Consider the following 18,395-nt stretch of genomic DNA (forward strand, 5'->3'; position numbering starts at 1 on the left):
GGATTCTCAAGGAGAGCAGGACATGATTCGTTTTCTGGTTGCACTATGTCTGCTGGCGGAAGCCTTCGGGGCCATTCCGGTCGCCAGGGCATTCGACAACACCCTGCGGGTGTCGTGGACATTGCCCCTCAATGTTCATACCTATGCACCCAACACCTCGCTCTACACGGTTCACTTCGACATTTCATACCTCCTGTTTCCCCGCCTTGTACGATCCGACGAGGGAGGCAAATGGAACGGCGAGGCGGCAAGTTCATGGTTCCTGAGCGATGACAGGCGAACCCTGCACTTCAGGTTGCGCGACGATCTCAAATGGACGAATGGCCAACCGCTGACGGCCGAGGATTTCGCCCGGACGTTCCGGCAGTCGCTCCACCCCCGATCTCCCAAGAGGAATTTCCTGACATTCATCAGGAACGCCGGCGATTACGACGTCGACCGTGACATTTCACATGCCGCCATCAGTACAAATGGACCGCACGAACTGGTGCTCGAACTGGAGACTCCCTTTGCAGGCCAGATCGACTCCATCGGTTCGGCATTCCTCCTCGACAATATCGTCGCCACTCCCGAAGGCATGAGCGACGAGGCGTCGTGGCTTTCGTCAGGAACCACGCGCGTGACCGGAGGACCCTTCCGGCTCGTCTCCGTGTCAGAGTTCGAAATGCTCTTCGACCGGGACGAGGACAATCCCCTCAGCGAAGGCATCGAGATCGAACGGATCCTCATGCGCCACGTCGACATGTCGACGGCGATCAGCGATTACGTGTCCGACCGGGCCGACCTGCTGCTGGGACCGCTGGGCAACCAGCGCGACTGGCTTGTCGACCGCCTGCCGACGGATATCATCATCGACAGCGGTGCACGAATTTACATGGCCGCCATCCACCGGGATTCCGAGGCGCTTGCCGACAAAGACGTGAGGCAGGCCCTGTCTCTGGCGCTGGATCGCGAGAATTTCGGCAGACATCTCTTCGGGAAGACCTTCGCCCTCCCGGTCGGCATCATACCGAATGGCATCAGCGATTATGTCGCCGATGCCTCGTTCGTCAATCCTGCGCCCCGGACCTACGATGAGCGGCTGGCCCTCGCCCGGGAGCTGATCGCGCAATCAGGCCACGGTGCGTCGAACCCGCTCCGGCTCAAGCTCATCTATGCCACCCAGGTCAATGGCTACCGCGAGATCGTGAACTTCCTCAAGGCCAGCTGGAAAAATATTCATGTCGACCTTGAAATCAGCCTGGTGGAAAATTTCTGGAATTCGGCAGAACTATTCAATGAAAATCGTTTCGATCTCATGATAAGCTCGACATTTCATGAAATGTTATTGACATTCATTTCCTTCATGTCAGGAAAATTCGTTGAAGACATCCTGCCTTCCGACAAGGAATTTCTCGACCTGCGCCGGAACGTCTTTTTCGCGATCGGCGATGTGGAACGCCTGGAAGCCATTCGGGAATTCGACCGCTACATCACCCAGACCTTCTCCCTCATTCCTGTCGCCATTGCCCGCACGATGCTCTTTGCCAAACCCTACGTCGATACCAACAGGCAAGCGCACAGTGAATTCCGGATGAGTCAGGTTCGTCTCATCCCTGAAAAGATCCCCTCCGACCGTCCATGAAATCCTACCTTCATCGCGGCGATCGTCCGCTGCGCATGATCCGAGCCCGAAAACGCCGCATCCGGGCCATTGCCCGGGCGCTCAAGGAGAACAGGACATGATCCGCATTCTGGCCGCACTTTGCCTGCTGGCGTGGGGAGTCGGTTCGACCGGGTCGGCCGTGGCATTCGACAACACCTTGCGGGTATCGTCGACATTGCCGCTCGACATCGGCGAATACGAACCGAACCAGACCATCTACACGGTCCACCAGGAGATTTCGCCCCTGCTCTTTCCCCGCCTTGTCCGCTCCGGTCCGTCCGGCGGCTGGGTCGGCGAGGCGGCAAGGTCATGGTTCACGGGCGACGATGGGCACAGCCTGCACTTCAGGCTGCGCGACGATCTCAGGTGGTCCAACGGGAAACCGGTCACGGCCGAGGATTTCGCGCGGGCCTTCAGGCGGATGCTGCATCCCCTGTCGCCCAAGCGGAACCTGCTGATGTTCATCAGGAATGCCGGAGACTACGACGTCGAACGCAACATCTCGCGCGCGACGATCAGCACTAGCGGACCCTACGAACTCGTATTGGGTCTGGACTATCCCTCTGCCGGTCATATCGATTCCATCGGGGCGACCTATCTGGTCGCCATTCCCGAAGGCATGGACGAAGAACCCTCCTGGCTGGACGCGGGCAGCAGACGGGTGACCGGAGGTCCGTTCCGCCCTGTTTCGGTGACCGGCACCGAGATGCTGCTCGACCGCGACGAGAACAATCCCCTGAGTGCCGACATACAGGTCGACCGGATCTGCATACGTCACGTCGACATGGCAACCGCGATCAGCGACTACGTGTCCGACCATGCCGACCTGCTGCTGGGGCCGCTGGGCAATCAGCGCAACTGGCTTCTCAACCGCCTGTCGACCGATACCCAGAAAGACACCGGCGCACGCATGTACATGGCCATCATTCACAGGAATTCCAGGGTGCTGGGCGACAGGAACGTCCGGCGGGCGCTCTCCCTGGCGCTGGATCGCGAAACGTTCGGCAGAAACCTGTTCGGCAAGACCTTCGCCCTTCCCGTCGGCATCATCCCCGATGGCATCAGCGGCTATGTCGCCGATGCCTCTGTCGTCAATCCCACCCCGCGGACCTACGAGGACCGACTGGACCTGGCCAAGGAACTGATCGCCGGATCCGGCTACGACGCATCCAATCCGATCCGGATCAGGCTCATCTACGCCTCGCAGGTCAACGGTTACCGCGAGATCGCGAGCTTCCTCAAGGCAAGCTGGAAGAACATCCATGTCGACCTTGACATCAGCACGGTCGAGGACTTCTGGAAATCCATCGATATCTTCAACAAGTCTTCCTATGACGTTGTGATAAGCTCGACATTTGATGAAATGCCACTGAATTACCTGGAATCGCTTCTGAGCAAGACCTTTGCGAGCCGCCTGTACGTCAACCCGGAATTGCAGGAATTGCGCCATGCCGTATCGGCAGCGGTCGGTGACGAGCAGCGGATGAAAGGCCTTCAGGCATTCGACCGCTACATCACCCAGACCTTCGCCGCCATCCCGATCGCCACCGATCGAACGGTCCTCTTCGCCAAGCCCTATGTCGACACCAGCATGTCCCGAAGCCCCGTCTTCCGCATCAGCCATGCCCGCCTCGTCCCCGAAAAGATCCCGGCGGAACGCCCATGAAATCCATTGCTCGAAAGTTGATGACTGTCCTGTGCCATGTTTCCCCAATCAGAGAAATGCTCCAAAATTCCAGTAATTTCATGTCCGCCCCTGAGGTCCGCGCCGCTCCGGGCGGCGCTGGCGGATCGTGAGCGGCATGGGGATCCGCTGGCGAAAGGTCAGGGATGCTGCACGACGGTATGGCCTGAAGGCCGCACTGCGTCGGACCCTGACATGGGCACTGGCCCGCGCGGGGCTGGTGGAAGACACCGAAGCGCGGCGCCGGCTGGTGGCCCGGTACCTGTCGCGGACCTGCAGTTCCACGGTACGCTACGGTCCGCTGCGCGGGATGGTCCTGCCCGAGGGCGCATGGTGGTCGATGCACGACCGGGCGGCAATGGTCCTGGGACTCTATGAGCGGGATGTGCTTGAGGAACTGGTGCGGGCCCTCAGGAGACGTTCGCTGTTCATCGATATCGGCGCCGGCGACGGCTATTTCGCCATCGGGCTGGTTCGCGCCGGACTCGCGGATCAGTCGTGGTGTTTCGAGGCCTCCGCCCATGGCCGTCAGGTGATTGCCGGGGCAGCGCGACTCAACGGCGTGGCCGGCCGTGTACGGGTCGAAGGCACGGCGACCCGTGAGTGCCTGTGCGACCTGCCGCGGGACAGGCTCGCGGATGCGGTCGTGCTCGTCGACATCGAGGGAGGGGAATTCGGCCTTCTCGACAAACGGGTGCTCGGACACCTGCGCGAAACCGTGATCGTGATCGAACTGCACGACCACAAGCCGGGCTTCGGTCCGGATTGCCGCATCGCCCTTGAAAGCCGGGCCCGCAACCATTTCGACATCTCGGAAATCGCGCTTCTCGCCCGCAACCCCGACCTGTTCTCCGAACTCGACGACCTCGAAGAGAATGACCGCTGGCTGGCCTGCTCCGAAGGTCGCGGGCGCAAGATGACCTGGCTGCTGCTGCAACCGCGGATAGGACGACAAACGCAGACCGATCGCGAATCGCGGATTGTCCAGCCCACTTGATCGCTCACCTCGCGATGCTACGATCCGGGCAACAAGTCGGCGGAGGAAAGACCATCATGATCAGACGCACCTTTCTGGCATCGACGGCCGCCGCCGGACTGGGCGCGGCGACGACGCGACGGGCGGCGGCACAGGAAGTGACGCTGCGGTTGCACCAGTTGCTGTCGCTCCAGGCCATCATACCCGGCAAGGCACTGGTCCCGTGGGCCCACAAGGTCGAAACGGAGTCGGGCGGGCGCATCAAGGTCGAGCATTACCCCTCGATGCAGCTCGGCGGCGCTCCGCCATCTCTCTACGATCAGGCCCGGGATGGCGTCGTCGATCTGGTCTGGACGGTGCTGGGCTACAATCCGGGACGTTTTCCGGGAGCGGAGGTCTTCGAACTGCCGTTCATGGTCACGAGTGCGGAAGCGACCTCGAAGGCCTTCCACGCCTTCTACGAAAGGTACCTGCAGGACGAGTTCGCGGACATCAAGCCCATCGCCCTCCATGTCCACGGCCCCGGCACGCTGCACATGAAGGGGCCGCCTGTCGCAAGGCTGGAGGATCTCAGGGGCAGGAAGGTGCGCGGCCCGACCCGGATCATCACGACCCTGCTCGAACGGCTGGGCGCCGTTCCCGTCGGCATGCCGGTGCCGGCCGTGCCCGAAGCCCTCTCCAAGGGCGTGATCGACGGCACGGTCATTCCCTGGGAAGTCACCATACCGCTGGGCATTCTGGATCTGGTCGACAGCCATACCCAGGTTTCAGGCGACCACGGATTGTACACCGCGACGCTTGGCTTCGTGATGAATCGCGGCGCCTATGAAGGACTGCCCGACGATCTCAGGGCGGTGATCGATGCCAATTCCGGTGTCGAGACGGCCGGCCTGTTCGGCCGGGCGCTGGACAGGGGCGATGCCGCCGCGGAACAGGCGGCCCGCGAGACCGGCAAGCCGGTGATCACCATCGATGAAGCGGAAACCCGCCGCTGGAAAGATGCATCCCTGCCGGTGATCGACGACTGGATCGCGGAGATGTCCGGCCGCGGCATTGACGGCAAGGCGCATCTCGACGCTGCGAGGACACTGATCGACCAGTACACGGCCTCGTGATACCGGCAGCAGGCCGCATGCTCCACGTCATCGCCCGCGGCCTTGCCCTGCTTGGCGGCACCGTGCTGGTGGCCATGATCGTGCTGACATCGGTGAGCATCATCGGTCGCGCCCTGATCTTCGCCGGCCTCGGCCCGGTTCCGGGCGATTTCGAGCTGATGGAAATGGGCTGCGCCTTCGCCGTCTTCGCCTTCCTTCCATGGTGCCAGCTCCGGCGTGGCCATGTCACCGTCGACATCGTCATGGGGCGTTTCGGCCGCCGCGCCAACCGGCTCATCAACGCCTTCTCCAGCCTGCTGATGACGGGAGCGGCGGTCATCGTCGCGCTGCAGCTGTTCAAGGGTGCGGCGGACAAGGCATCCTACGGGGAAACCACCTGGATCCTGCAATTGCCGCTCTGGTGGGGCTATGCAGGAGCCTTGCTCGGAGCGGTGATGCTCATTCCGGTCTCGGCCTACACGATCTGGCGCGACCTGCACGACCGCGGTCCGGCCGCATGAGCAATCCCGAAATTGCCGGGGTCTCGCTGGCCGTCCTCCTGGCGATGATCTTCATCCGCATACCGATCGGCCTCGCGATGCTGGTCTGCGGCTTCTTCGGTACATGGATCGTCACCGGCAGCCCGGTGGCGATCATGGCCCAGCTGAAATCCCTGACCTACGACACCTTTTCCAGCTACTCGCTCTCCATCGTCCCGCTGTTTCTGCTCATGGGCCAGTTCGCCACGCGTGGCGGCATGTCGGACGCCCTGTTCCAGGCCGCCGAAAGCTGGCTGGGCCACCGCAAGGGCGGCGTGGCCATGGCGGCTGTCGGCGCGTGCGCCGGCTTCGGCGCCATCTGCGGCAGCTCGCTGGCAACGGCCGCCACCATGGGACAGGTCGCACTGCCGGAACTGCGCCGCTTCGGTTATTCGGGCGCCCTGGCGACGGGTTGCCTTGCCGCGGGCGGAACGCTCGGCATTCTCATTCCGCCTTCGGTCGTGCTGGTCATCTATGCCATTCTCACCGAGCAGAATATCGCCAGACTGTTCGTCGCCGCCTTCATACCGGGCTTTCTCGCGGCCATGGGCTACCTCGTCACCATCGCGATCTTCGTCCGCCTCAGGCCCGAATCGGCCGGCCTGCGCGATCCTTCGCCGCGGTCCGAGCGCATCCGGGCCCTCCTCGATGTCTGGCCGGTCATGCTGGTCTTCCTCCTCGTGATCGGCGGCATCTACCGGGGCTGGTTCACTCCCACCGAGGGTGCTGCGGTCGGGGCAGCCGGAACCGGGGCGATCGCGCTGCTGCGTGGCGGCCTCGGACGCAAGGCCCTCGCCGAATGCCTGCTTGCCACCGCCACCACCACCGGCATGATCTTCTTCATCGTCTTCGGCGCTGCCGTGTTCAACGGTTTCCTCGCCTTCTCGCAACTGCCGCAGCAGGTCGCCGACTGGGTGACGGCACGGGACTACGGGCCGATGACGGTGCTGGCTGCCATCCTGTTCTGCTATCTGCTGTTCGGCTGCTTCATGGATTCGCTGTCCATGATCCTGCTCACCATCCCGACCTTCTACCCCATCGTCTCCGCGCTCGATTACGGGCTGCCGGCGGAAGACTTCGCCATCTGGTTCGGCATTCTCGTCCTGATCGTCGTCGAGGTCGGGCTCATCACCCCGCCCGTCGGCCTGAACCTGTTCGTCATCAACGCCATGGCCGATGACGTGCCCATGTCCCATACCTTCAGGGGTGCGATTCCCTTCGTCGTCAGCGACATCCTGCGCGTGATCGTCCTCATGGCCTTCCCCGGCATCACATTGTCCCTGGTTTGGCTGATGTATTGAAGCTGTCCTGAATTCGCCATCCATCAATATCGGGGGTCGCTGGATCGTTTCAGCGCAGCCGCGCTTCCAGCCGGTCGCAAAGCCAGTCGATTTCGCGACGCGACGCCTCGCTCAGGTGCGGGGCCGGGGCGCGGGTGGTGTCGCCGGCAATGGCACCGCGGCGCATGAGCACGTATTTGCGTGCGGCAAGGCCCAGTCCCGGCTGCTGCTCGTAGCGCACCAGCGGCAGGTAGAGGTCGAAGAGGTCGAGCATCTGCTCCCTGCGGCCGGCGCGGTGATGGGCGCACACGCCCACCAGCATCTCCGGATAGGCAAAGCCGGTCATGGCGCCATCGGCACCGCGCAGCAACTCGAACGGCAGGAAGATCCCGCCATTGCCGGTGAGGATCGCAATCCTGCGCCCGAGTGCGGTGCGCACCGCCGAAAGCTTGTCGAGGCCGGGCCAGTCCTCGTGCTTGAGCATGACGCAAGACGGCAGCGTCTCGACGATCCGCCGGATCAGCCCCGCACTCATCGGCACGGATGACGCCAGCGGGAAATCCTGCAGCACCCACGGGCTGTCCTCGCCGATGGCCTCCACGCACTGGGTGAGATAGGCCAGCACCGCCTCATCGCCCCTTGCCGCGGCGACGGGTGGCTGGATCATCAGTGCGGCCGCCCCCTCCTCGATCGCCGCCCGGCCGAGCTGGGCCATGGAGGCGAAACCCGGCGCGGAGGCGCCCACCACCACGGGCACCCGTCCCTCGACGCGCCGGATCACGTGGCGGGCAAGGGCCAGCGCCTCCTCGGTGGTGAGCTTCGGCGCTTCGCCCATCAGGCCCAGGACGGCGAGCCCGGACACCCCGCGTTCGAGATAGAACTCGACCATCCGCGACGCGCTCTCCAGGTCGAGGCGCCCGCTGTCGTCAAACGGCGTGGCGGCGATGGCGAACACGCCGCGCGCTCCGTGGGTGAGCTTCGTCATCCGCAGTTACTCCCCGGGGCCGGGCACTCCACTCTGTCGGCAACGATCATGGTCGTTTCCGGGCCGGGTGTCGACAACGCCGCGCGATTTGCCCGCTTCGGCAACGATCGTGGAACACCGGGCAAATGGTGGATTTGCTCACCGTGGTCGGCTATGCCTGCATGACAGGACATCAGGCAGAAATCCGGGGGGACGCTTCGACATGGAAAAGTTGCGCTTTGGCATCCTGAGCACGGCGAGGATCGGCTGGGACAAGGTCGTGCCGCCGATGATGAAGGGCCGGCGGACGGAAGTGACCGCGGTGGCCTCGCGCGATATCGAACGGGCACGCAAGATGGCCGGCGAACTCGGCATCGCGAAGACCTACGGTTCCTACGAGGAGCTGCTGGCCGATCCCGACATCGACGCCATCTACAATCCGCTGCCCAACCACCTGCATGTTCCCTGGACGATCAAGGCGGCCGAGGCGGGCAAGCACGTGCTGTGCGAGAAGCCCATCGGCATCACCCGTGCCGGGGCCGAGCCGCTGCTGGCCGCGGCGAAGGACAAGGGCGTGATCATCCAGGAAGCCTTCATGGTCCTGACCCACCCGCAATGGCTCAGGGCGCGCGAGATCGTCGCGGGCGGCGAAATCGGCGAGTTGCGGGCGATCCAGGGAATATTATCCTATTACAATGATGATCCCGACAATATCCGCAACAAGGCCGACATCGGCGGGGGCGGCATGCTCGACATCGGCTGCTACCCTACCGTCACCTCGCGCTTCGTCACCGGCCGCGAGCCGGAACGCGTGTTTGCCTTCATGGACAGCGATCCGGGGTTCGGGACTGACAGGCTCGGATCGGTCATCCTGAAATTTTCCGATGCGGATGGCTTTCCCGTTCAGGCAAGCTTCCTCTACTCGACGCAGCTCACGCCCTTCCAGCAGATGACCTTCTTCGGCACCAGGGGCCGGCTTGAGGTCGAGATCCCGTTCAACGCCATACCCGGCCAGCCAGCCCGGCTCTATCTGGACGACGGCAGCAACGCACCCGGCACCAGCCGCAAGGCCATCGAGATCGGGGCCTGCGACCAGTATGGCGTGGCGGGCGATGCATTCGCCGCAGCCGTGCTCGACGGCACGCCGCAGCCGGTGCCGCTGGAGTTCACCATGGCCAACATGGCGGTGATCGAGGCGGCCTTCCGCTCGGCGTCAAGCGGCGAATGGGAGAAACCCTGATCGTGACGAGATCGGCGAGGCTCGACCTGCTGGGGGGAATTGCCGGCGACATGTTCGCGGCCGCCATGCTCTCGGCCCTGCCCGATCTCGAACGCCCGTTGCGCGAGGAGATGCGGGTGCTCGAAGCGATCGGGCTTTCGGCCTTCCGCCTCGAACGGCGGCATGACGGCGTGTTCGACGCGCTGCATCTCGACCTCGACGGCCCGAGCCGCCATGAGCATCGCAACTGGAGCGATATTCGCCAGTTGTTGAACACACTGGACATCGAGCGGCCCGTGCGCGATCGGGCGCTGGCCATGTTCACGCTGATCGCCGAGGCCGAGGCGAAGGTCCATGCCCGGCCGCTGGATGACGTTCACTTCCATGAGGTGGGCGCATGGGATTCGATTGCCGACATCCTCATGGCGGCATGGCTGATCGAACACTCGGGCGTGACGGCGTGGAGCTGCGGTCCGGTCCCGCTGGGCGGCGGCCAGGTGCGCACCCGCCACGGCCCGATGCCTGTCCCCGCACCGGCGACCACGCTCCTTCTCGAAGGCTTCGAGCTTGTTGACGACGGCGTGCCGGGCGAACGGGTCACGCCCACGGGTGCCGCAATCCTGCGCCACCTGTGCCAGCCCGGCGGAAAGGCCCGGGGCCGCATCGTCGCCCAGGGTGCCGGACGCGGGACGATGGAGCTGCCCGGCCGGGCCAATATCCTGCGCATCCTCCTCATGGACACGGCCGACGTCGATTCCACCCGCCGTGAACAGCTCCGCGAGATCGCCTTCGAGATCGATGACCAGAGTGGTGAAGACCTGGCCCTTGCCCTCGACCGGCTGCGCGGGCTCGATGGCGTGCGCGACGCGTTGCAGATACCGGCATTCGGCAAGAAGGGGCGCATGACCGTCGCCGTGCGACTGCTGGTCGAGCCCCGCTATTGCGAGAAGGTCGCGCAGGCGTGCTTTCGCGAAACCACGACGCTCGGCCTGCGCATGGCCGAGGTGGAGCGGCTGGTGCTGCCGCGCGAACAGCATGGCGACGTGAAGCTGGCTCGTCGCCCGGACGGCGAGATCAGCGGCAAGGCCGAAGCGGATTCGCTTACAGCCGGGAGCGCCTTCGCCCGATCCCGCGAACGTTTCGGGAAGGTCGAACGGGCGATTGCCCGCAACGACGGCGAACGGGACAGGCCATGACGCTCCAGCGTCTGCATCATGTACTCGACAGCTGCGCACCGGCCGCCATCGCGCTTTCGGGAGGAGTCGACAGCATGACCCTGGGCTTCATTGCCCATCGCCGCCTGCCCGGTCGCGTCGCCATGTTTCACGCCGCATCGGCGGCCGTCCCGCAGGCCGCGACCGAACGCATCAAGGCGTATGCTGCCCGTGAGAACTGGTCGCTGAACGTCGTCGATGCCGGAGAGCTCACCGACGAGCGCTATCTCGCGAACCCGGCCAATCGCTGCTTTTTCTGCAAGTCCAACCTTTACGGCACCCTTGCCTCGCTCACCGCCGATCAGTTGCTGTCCGGAACCAATCTCGACGATCTCGGCGACTGGCGGCCCGGTCTTCAGGCCGCGCGGGAGCATCATGTCCGTCATCCCTTTGTCGAGGCGGAAATCGACAAGAATGGCGTTCGCGCGCTTGCGGCCAGCCTTGGCCTCGACGACCTCGCCGAACTGCCGGCGGCTCCGTGCCTTTCCAGCCGCATCGAGACCGGGCAGCGCATCGATCCGAAGGATCTGGCGCTGATCGACCGGGTCGAGACGCTGTTGCGCGCATCCTGTGCAGCCCGGACCGTTCGCTGCCGCATCCGCCATGATGCAATGGTGATCGAACTCGACCCGGCCGATGCCCTCGGTGCAACGGCACGTCAGCAACTGGCGAACCGTATCCGCTCGATGATGCACGAACGGAAGCCGGTTCGCTTCGAGTCCTACCGTCGTGGCAGCGCCTTCCTGCGCCATACCCTCGACAATCCGGATGCCGTCCCGTGAACGATCCGCAGGTCTTCGTCTGGGATCGCGAACGGCAGGACCGCCTCGGCTTCGATGAAGCGATCTACTGTAGTGGAAAGTCAGCAGCGCATGTCGAAACCATCCTCGACGAAGCCTCGTCGATGGGAAAATGCCTGCTCCTGACAAGACTCGACGAGGAAAAGATCGCCGAACGGCACCGTGCGGTCATCGACTACGATCCCCTTTCGCGGACCGGAATCTTCGGCGAGTGTGCCCGGCCATCGACCGCCGGGCGTGTCGCCATCGCCACGGCCGGCACCTCCGATCTCGCCGTCGCCCACGAAGCCCGCCGCACGCTCGCCTATTACGGCGAGGAAGCCACGCTGTTCGCCGACATCGGCGTGGCCGCCCTCTGGCGCCTGTCGTTGCGCATCGAGGCCGTGCGCACGCATCGCATCTGCATCGTCGCCGCCGGCATGGATGCAGCGCTGCCCAGCGTCATCGGCGGGCTGTTCAGGGGGGCCGTGATCGCCGTTCCCACGTCGGTCGGCTATGGCGTGGCGCAGGGCGGGCGTACGGCCCTCGATGCCATGCTGGCCAGTTGCGCGCCGGGCATTGCGGTCTGCAACATCGACAACGGCTATGGTGCCGCCTGTGCCGCCCTGCGGATCCTCAACGCGACATGATGACGAGTTCGGTTCCATGAAACTGCATCGCACCCGAGTACCATCGCCGGTGGGCGAAATCATCCTCGTTCACCGCCCGGACGATGCCGTCATCGTTCATCTCGACTTCGAGGATTGCCCCGAGCGGCTGAATTCCCTTCTTGCCCGCCGCTTCGGCGGAATCGAACTCGACGACGCGCCGCACGTTGACGGCCAACGGGCCCTCGACGGCTACTTCGAGGGCCGATTCGATATGCTCGACCGGCTCGATGTCGATCCGGGTGGAACCGAATTCCAGAACCGGCTCTGGCTTGGTCTTCGCGACATCCGGGCCGGCACCACCGCGACCTATGCCGACATGGCCCTGCGTCTTGGCAATCCCAGGGCCGTACGCGCCGTGGGCCGTACCAACGGCCTCAATCCCATCGCGCTCATCCTCCCCTGCCACCGGGTCATCGGCAAGGACGGCAGCCTGACGGGCTACGCCGGCGGCCTCGAACGCAAGGCCTGGCTCCTGCGTCACGAAGGCGCGTTGCTCTGACCGCCCCACCCGTTCGCGGTCGCAGGGATATTCGAAACGGCATGAAGAGGACGGTGGTTGACACCGGAGGAATTGCGCTGCCTGTTGAAAAATGGCTGATTTAATAGACAAATTCACCAAGCCATTTCACCTTCCGCAAAAATCGACATGTAACTTTCCATACCGACAAGCGAATATTGACAACGATTTGAATCAATTTCTTGTTGATAAGATCAACATGAGTTCACTTAATTTTAAAATATGTAATTATTATAGAAATGGTGTAAAAATCGGTTATAATGATATTGTTCTGAATTTATTTATATCAGATTACGGAGAGCGTGGAATTGGCTCAGGAACGTTATGACGATGGCCGTATCGAGCGGGAGCGCGACTTTCATAACGAACGCTACCAGAACGAAGTTCGTGGCGGTGTGTGGAAGTTCTACCGGGCCATTGACGACTGCATGGACGACCATCGCCAGGCCGTGAAGGAAGCCAGTCGCGGAAGGGATGTCCTTGAATATGGGTGCGGCAGGGGTACGAAGTCCCTTGAGCTGGCGCCTATCTGCAAGTCGATCGTCGGCATCGACATTTCCGATGTGGCCGCCGGCAACGCCAATGAAGAGGCCGCTCGGCGCGGACTCGGCAATGCCCATTTCATGGCGATGAATGCCGAAGAGATGAATTTCCCCGATGGCTCCTTCGACATCGTGTTCGGCTCCGCCATCATCCATCACCTGGACATCTCGCGCGCCTATGCCGAGATTGCCCGGGTCCTGCGTCCCGGCGGTCAGGCCATCTTCGTCGAGCCCCTCGGCCACAACCTGGCCATCAACTCCTTCCGCAACAGGACACCGGCCCTGCGCACGCCCGATGAACACCCCCTGCTTCGCCCCGACATCGAACTGGCACGGCAGTATTTTCGGGACATTGATCTCAAGTTCTATGGATTGACGAACCTCGCATCGGCGTTCGTCCATGATACGCCGCTTTTCCGCCCGGCATTGGCAGCACTTGGTGCGGTCGATCAGATATTGTTCACGATCCCGCCCCTGCGCTGGCAGGCCTGGTACGTGCTGATCCGCCTCTCCCGCTGATCGGAACTTTCTCCCTTGCGCCATGGCCGCAAAAGCGAAATGCTGCCTTGATGTTCCCGCACCGGTTTGCAGATCAATAACGATTCCTGTATGGGTTTTTTCTGGGCCATGCGGCATGGTCGGACGCGATCGGGCGCCACGCGATCGACGAACCCGTTCAGGAATTCAAGGAAAACCGGTAGATGAAGTACGCCATCCTCGCCCTCGCCCTGCTGCCCATGATGGTGGCGGGCTGCACGCAACGTTCCACGCTCGGAAATGCCATCAGCAGCGAGGGGGCCGCCATTGCCGCCATCGGCGACAAGTGGAGTTCCGGCGACGACCTGATCGAAATGGGCAACGGGCAGATCAAGGATGGCAACGAGATGATCGAGGATGGACGCGACCTCATCCAGCGCGGCGAGGACAACATCGTGCTCGGCAAGAAGATGAAGCAGGAAGCCGAGAACGACTATCAGGCCCGCACGGGCAAACCATTGCCCACGCCCGAGGAGTGATTACCCCGGGCGCGGGCGAGTGCTTCAGACCTCGATGGACCCGCCCGGTTCGAGGATTTCGACACGGCCGCGCGTGACCTTGTCGCGGAAGACCCTCGGATCGCCGGTCAGCAGGTCGAAGGTACCCCAGTGAACCGGAATGGCAACGTCGAGATCGAGGAACTCGTTGCAGGCGATGGCGGCCTGTTCCGGTCCCATGGTGAAGCGATCCCCCACGGGGAGAAATCCGACCTTGGGCTGGTAAAGCCGCTGGACAAGCGCCATGTCGGAGAACAGGCATGTGTCGCCCGCATGGTAGATGCTGTGCCCGCCCGTGCGGATGACAAAGCCCGCCGGGTCGCCCATGGTGACGGGCTTGCCGTCTTCCATGATGGCCGAACTGTGGAATGCCGGAACCATCGAATAGAGGACCCCGCCGTCATCCACGGTGCCCCCGGTATTCATCGGCTGGAACTTTTCCACCCCCTTGCCATTGAGATACATGCAGATTTCGAACTGGGCGACCAGCACGGCATCGAATGCCCTGGCCAGTCGCACGGCATCCTCGCCCATGTGGTCGCTGTGTCCATGGGTGAGGACGATGGCATCCAGCCGGTCGAGTCCCTTTTCCCAGTCCTGCGGAAATTTCGGATTCCCGGTGAAGAACGGGTCGATCAGGATCGAGCGTTCTTCGGTACGCAGATGTACGGCGGAATGGCCGAGCCAGGTGATGTTCATGCGTTCAAATCCTCCATGAGCCTGATGAGTCCGTCGGCATCGGTGGCAACATGATGGGCACCGGCCGCACGCAGTTTCGGCGCGTGAACGGCATGGTCGACATGACTTCCGGCAGTGAAACCCACAACCGTCATGCCGGCGGCCACGCCGGCCGTCACGCCGGCGATGCTGTCCTCTACGACCATGCACCGGCCGGGCTCGGCCCCCATGGTCCGGGCAGCGTAAAGGAAAAGATCCGGCGCGGGCTTGCCATTCTCCACCATCGTACTGGAAAACAGGTTCGGTTGCAGCCGTTCATGGAGACCGCAGAGCTCCAGCGAGCGGCGGATGCGTTCGGGATGGCTCGACGAGGCCACGCAGACGGGACCGCGCGTGCGGGCCAGGACCCTTTCGATACCCGTCACGGGTTCGAGCTCGCCCTCGTAGGCTTCCAGCGTCCGCTGCCGGATATGGTCGCGGAAGCCCTCGGGCAGCTTGCGACCGAAGCGGGCCTCGACATCCTTGAACATCGTCGTCACGCTCGTGCCGAGATAGCGTTCGCAGACGGTCCGCTCGTCGATGGGAAAGCCCGCCTCCGTCAGGCAGGCCGCACCGGCACGGCAACTGATGAGCTCGCTGTCGACGAGCACGCCGTCCATGTCGAAGATCACGAGGTCGATGGCCACTACTCCCCTGCCGGTTCGAACACGATGCAAGCGTCAGGAACCTAGCAGCGTGCCGGACAAATGCCGACAGCTAGATGTTCACCGGGTCGTGCTTCCGCTTGCCGGCCCGCCGGTTCCTCCAGAACCCCATTCTTCCAGGAGCGCCGCAAGCCCTTCCCGATAGGTCGGATAGCGCAGTTGTACCCCCAGTTCATCGCGGATCCGCGAGGCCCGGACCTTCCGGCTGTCAGCGTAGAACGTGCGGGCCATCGCGGGAAGATCCGCCGTTTCGTAGGCCTGCTCGGGCGGTGGCTCGACACCCATCAGGCCCGCTGCATGAGCCACCACATCCTGCGGCGGTGCGGGCTCCTCATCGCAGACATTGTAGATGCGGCCGGGATCCGGTGACGCGATGCTCGCCAGCAGCACGGCCACGATGTCATCGACATGGATGCGCGAGAAGAGCTGCCCCGGCTTGACGATCCGCCGTGCCGTACCGTTCCTCAGATTGACGAAGGCGTTGCGCCCCGGACCGTAGATGCCGGCCAGGCGGAAGATGTGGACCGGCAGGCCGCTGTCGAGCCAGGCCCGTTCGGCACGCTCGCGTCGCCGGGCGCGGTCGAGCGTGGGCATCGTCGCGCTGTCCTCGTCCACCCATTCACCGCCCCGATCTCCGTAGACCGCGGTGGTGCCCAGATAGCCGATCCAGCGCAGTTCCGGCATGGCATGCAGCTCGCGCCGGTGTATATCGAGAAGAATGTCGCCCGTGCCGTCGGGCGGGATCGACGTGAGGACATGCGTGATGCCGTCGAAATCCGCTGTTTGCAGCGGATGTTCGCGGGAAAAGCGCCTCGTGCCGTCGCGTCCGTCGCGCGTGGTGCCGGCAACGCTCCACCCTTGCCCGCCCAGCGCCGCGGCAAGTCGACGCGCCGTGTAGCCATGGCCCGCGCACAGGAGTCTTCCGGTCATGCCGTCCACTCCTCGATCACCTGTCCGTCCTCCTCGTCACGCGGCCTCGCCCGATCGTCACCGCCGAGCCGCCGCCACGCCCACACGGCAGCGCCGCGGAGCACCGGATCCGGGTCGCACAGATGCGGTTTCACCGATGAGGCCAGCTTGTTGTCACCACTGTTACCGATTGCAACCATCACGTTACGAAGGAAACGTGCGCGACCGATGCGCTTGATCGGCGACCCTGAAAAGAAGTTACGAAATGCGCCATCGTCCAGTTCGGCCAGGCGGGCAAGGGCTGGCGATGCAAGTTCCTCACGCGCCCGCAGTTTCACCTCGCCGGCTGTTCGGGCGAACTTGTTCCACGGGCAGACCGCAAGGCAGTCGTCACAACCGTAGATGCGATTGCCCAGCAGCGGCCGGAGATCGCGGGGAATGGGCCCCTTGTGCTCGATGGTGAGATAGGAAATGCAGCGCCGGGCATCGAGTCTGTAGGGGGCAATGAAGGCGCGGGTGGGGCAAATGTCGAGGCAACGGCTGCAACGGCCACAACGGTCCTTCTCGGGATTGTCCGCGGGAAGACGGGCGGCCGTGAGGATTTCGCCCAGGAAGAACCAGCTGCCCATGTCGCGTGACACGAGGTTGCTGTGCTTGCCCTGCCAGCCCATGCCGGCCTGCTGCGCCAGCGGCTTTTCCAGCAGTGGTGCCGTATCGACGAATACCTTCACCTCGGAGTCCGTTACCCGGTGCACCCATGAGGCCAGTTGCTTCAGGCGACCCTTGAGCACATCGTGATAGTCGCGATTGCGGGCATAGACGGAAATGTTGCCATTCGACCGTCGTTGCAGGTTGTCCAGCGGATCGTCCTCGGGACCGTAATTCAGGGCCACGATGATCGCCGAACGCGCCTGCGGCCACATGCCCTGCGGTTGCTCGCGGCGGTGCGGTTCGCGGGAAAGCCAGTCCATGTCGCCATGCAGGCCGGCGCGAATGAAGTCGCGGTAGGCAGCACTGCGGGCATCCGGGACACGGGCATCGGCAATCCTCACGAAATCCAGCCCCAGGCCGCGTGCGCGTGCATCCAGGTGGCGCCTGAAACTTTCTTCGGGAAAACGTGACAAACTTTCAGAAGTCGAGATCGGCATAGTGATCGGGCGGCTTGAAGCTGACAACGCGATCGGCAAGCAATGTCCGGAAACTCGGGCGTGACTTGATCTTGGCATACCAGTCACGGGTGGCGGGAAAGTCCTTCCATGGCACATCTCCCAGATAGTCGAGCACCGACAGATGGGCCGCGGCAGCAAGATCGGCCATGCTCAGGACATCGCCGCCGAGCCAGCGCCGATCCTCATACAGATGGGCGATGTACCCCATGTGACCGCGGATGTTGGCCGCGCCGGCCCGCATGGCTTCAGAATTGGGCGTCCCGACCCGTCGCAGCTGCTTGAGCAGCCGCTCGCCGAACAGCAGGTCGGTGACCTCGCGGCGGAACTTGACGTCGAACCAGGCCACCAGACGCCGGATTTCCGCCCGCTGTTCCAGGCTTCCGCCCAGCAACGTGGTCTGCGGATAGGCCTCCTCCAGGTAGTCGGCAATGGCCTGACTGTCGACAATCGTCAGGTCGTCATCGACGAGAACGGGTACCTCGCAGGCATGGTTCAGTGCGATGAACGAGTCCTCGCGCTTCCACGGCTCGATATCGATGGACTCCGCAACGAGGCCCTTTTCACTCAATGCCAGGCGGATCTTTCGCGAGAACGGACAAAGGGGGTGCTGATAAAGGGTGAGCATGGCGGTTCCGTGCAATGCCTGGCATGGGTTCCTTAAAAGCCCAGCCACGCCCGCGCTTCAAGCCCCATGGACATGCCCTCCCGAAAGTCGAATGAAAATCTGCGAACGGGGAACGGGCAATCCCTTTTCGGACACGGAAGACACATATGAGT

19 protein-coding genes are annotated in these 18,395 nt (G+C 63.3%); 13 read left to right on the forward strand and 6 right to left on the reverse strand.

All coding sequences use genetic code 11. From position 1 onward, the window contains the following. Positions 1-22: 22 nt before the first annotated feature. From H6851_01130 to H6851_01155, 6 genes are all read left to right on the forward strand, one after another. Positions 23-1,624: an ABC transporter substrate-binding protein gene (locus tag H6851_01130; GenBank protein ID MCB9942212.1), complete on the forward strand. Its 1,602-nt coding sequence runs from the start codon at positions 23-25 to the stop codon at positions 1,622-1,624. Positions 1,625-1,721: 97 nt separating this feature from the next. Further along, positions 1,722-3,311, forward strand: coding sequence for an ABC transporter substrate-binding protein (locus H6851_01135; protein ID MCB9942213.1), 1,590 nt, complete (start codon positions 1,722-1,724; stop codon positions 3,309-3,311). A 136-nt stretch (positions 3,312-3,447) separates the two neighbouring features. After that, complete coding sequence (locus tag H6851_01140; GenBank protein ID MCB9942214.1) at positions 3,448-4,326, forward strand: hypothetical protein; 879 nt, start codon at positions 3,448-3,450, stop codon at positions 4,324-4,326. Positions 4,327-4,382: 56 nt separating this feature from the next. After that, the gene (locus H6851_01145; protein MCB9942215.1) at positions 4,383-5,420 is read left to right on the forward strand and encodes a TRAP transporter substrate-binding protein; all 1,038 of its coding nucleotides are present in this window, start codon (positions 4,383-4,385) and stop codon (positions 5,418-5,420) included. Positions 5,421-5,437: 17 nt separating this feature from the next. Next, positions 5,438-5,920, forward strand: a complete 483-nt coding sequence (locus H6851_01150) for a TRAP transporter small permease (GenBank protein MCB9942216.1) — start codon at positions 5,438-5,440, stop codon at positions 5,918-5,920. Then, positions 5,917-7,239, forward strand: a complete 1,323-nt coding sequence (locus H6851_01155) for a TRAP transporter large permease (protein MCB9942217.1) — start codon at positions 5,917-5,919, stop codon at positions 7,237-7,239. Before H6851_01150 ends, H6851_01155 begins: the two co-directional genes overlap by 4 nt. A 49-nt stretch (positions 7,240-7,288) precedes the next feature. On the opposite strand, the gene H6851_01160 is transcribed toward H6851_01155, so the two are convergent. Further along, a complete protein-coding gene (locus tag H6851_01160; GenBank protein MCB9942218.1) occupies positions 7,289-8,203 on the reverse strand; it encodes a dihydrodipicolinate synthase family protein in 915 nt (304 codons plus the stop codon). 202 nt (positions 8,204-8,405) lie between these two features. Between H6851_01160 and H6851_01165 the strand changes: the two genes are divergently transcribed. From H6851_01165 to H6851_01195, 7 genes are all read left to right on the forward strand, one after another. Next, entirely contained in the window at positions 8,406-9,422 is a 1,017-nt protein-coding gene (locus H6851_01165; GenBank protein ID MCB9942219.1) for a Gfo/Idh/MocA family oxidoreductase, read from the forward strand. A 2-nt stretch (positions 9,423-9,424) separates the two neighbouring features. Continuing rightward, positions 9,425-10,597 carry a LarC family nickel insertion protein gene (locus tag H6851_01170; protein ID MCB9942220.1) on the forward strand — a complete coding sequence of 391 codons (1,173 nt, stop codon included), beginning with the start codon at positions 9,425-9,427 and terminating at the stop codon, positions 10,595-10,597. Further along, positions 10,594-11,397 carry an adenine nucleotide alpha hydrolase gene (locus H6851_01175; protein ID MCB9942221.1) on the forward strand — a complete coding sequence of 268 codons (804 nt, stop codon included), beginning with the start codon at positions 10,594-10,596 and terminating at the stop codon, positions 11,395-11,397. Before H6851_01170 ends, H6851_01175 begins: the two co-directional genes overlap by 4 nt. Then, entirely contained in the window at positions 11,394-12,044 is a 651-nt protein-coding gene (gene larB, locus H6851_01180; protein MCB9942222.1) for a nickel pincer cofactor biosynthesis protein LarB, read from the forward strand. The genes H6851_01175 and larB overlap by 4 nt, the downstream gene beginning before the upstream one ends. A 16-nt stretch (positions 12,045-12,060) precedes the next feature. Continuing rightward, entirely contained in the window at positions 12,061-12,564 is a 504-nt protein-coding gene (locus H6851_01185) for a methylated-DNA--[protein]-cysteine S-methyltransferase (protein MCB9942223.1), read from the forward strand. 326 nt (positions 12,565-12,890) lie between these two features. Further along, positions 12,891-13,643, forward strand: coding sequence for a methyltransferase domain-containing protein (locus H6851_01190; protein ID MCB9942224.1), 753 nt, complete (start codon positions 12,891-12,893; stop codon positions 13,641-13,643). Between the two features lie 182 nt (positions 13,644-13,825). Further along, positions 13,826-14,140, forward strand: a complete 315-nt coding sequence (locus H6851_01195; protein ID MCB9942225.1) for a hypothetical protein — start codon at positions 13,826-13,828, stop codon at positions 14,138-14,140. A 24-nt stretch (positions 14,141-14,164) separates the two neighbouring features. Here H6851_01195 and H6851_01200 read toward each other — a convergent pair whose 3' ends face one another. The 5 genes from H6851_01200 to H6851_01220 form a co-directional block, all read right to left on the reverse strand. Further along, complete coding sequence (locus tag H6851_01200; GenBank protein MCB9942226.1) at positions 14,165-14,857, reverse strand: metal-dependent hydrolase; 693 nt, start codon at positions 14,855-14,857, stop codon at positions 14,165-14,167. Continuing rightward, positions 14,854-15,522: an HAD family hydrolase gene (locus H6851_01205; protein MCB9942227.1), complete on the reverse strand. Its 669-nt coding sequence runs from the start codon at positions 15,520-15,522 to the stop codon at positions 14,854-14,856. Before H6851_01205 ends, H6851_01200 begins: the two co-directional genes overlap by 4 nt. 78 nt (positions 15,523-15,600) lie before the next feature. Further along, positions 15,601-16,470, reverse strand: a complete 870-nt coding sequence (locus H6851_01210; protein ID MCB9942228.1) for an SDR family oxidoreductase — start codon at positions 16,468-16,470, stop codon at positions 15,601-15,603. After that, positions 16,467-17,597 (reverse strand): tRNA epoxyqueuosine(34) reductase QueG, encoded by a 1,131-nt coding sequence (gene queG / locus H6851_01215; GenBank protein ID MCB9942229.1) that lies wholly within the window; start codon positions 17,595-17,597, stop codon positions 16,467-16,469. The genes H6851_01210 and queG overlap by 4 nt, the downstream gene beginning before the upstream one ends. After that, positions 17,578-18,243: a glutathione S-transferase family protein gene (locus tag H6851_01220; GenBank protein MCB9942230.1), complete on the reverse strand. Its 666-nt coding sequence runs from the start codon at positions 18,241-18,243 to the stop codon at positions 17,578-17,580. Before H6851_01220 ends, queG begins: the two co-directional genes overlap by 20 nt. Positions 18,244-18,395 lie beyond the last annotated feature (152 nt).

Source organism: Geminicoccaceae bacterium, assembly GCA_020638465.1.
In the GTDB taxonomy this organism is placed as follows: Bacteria; Pseudomonadota; Alphaproteobacteria; order Geminicoccales; family Geminicoccaceae; genus JAGREO01.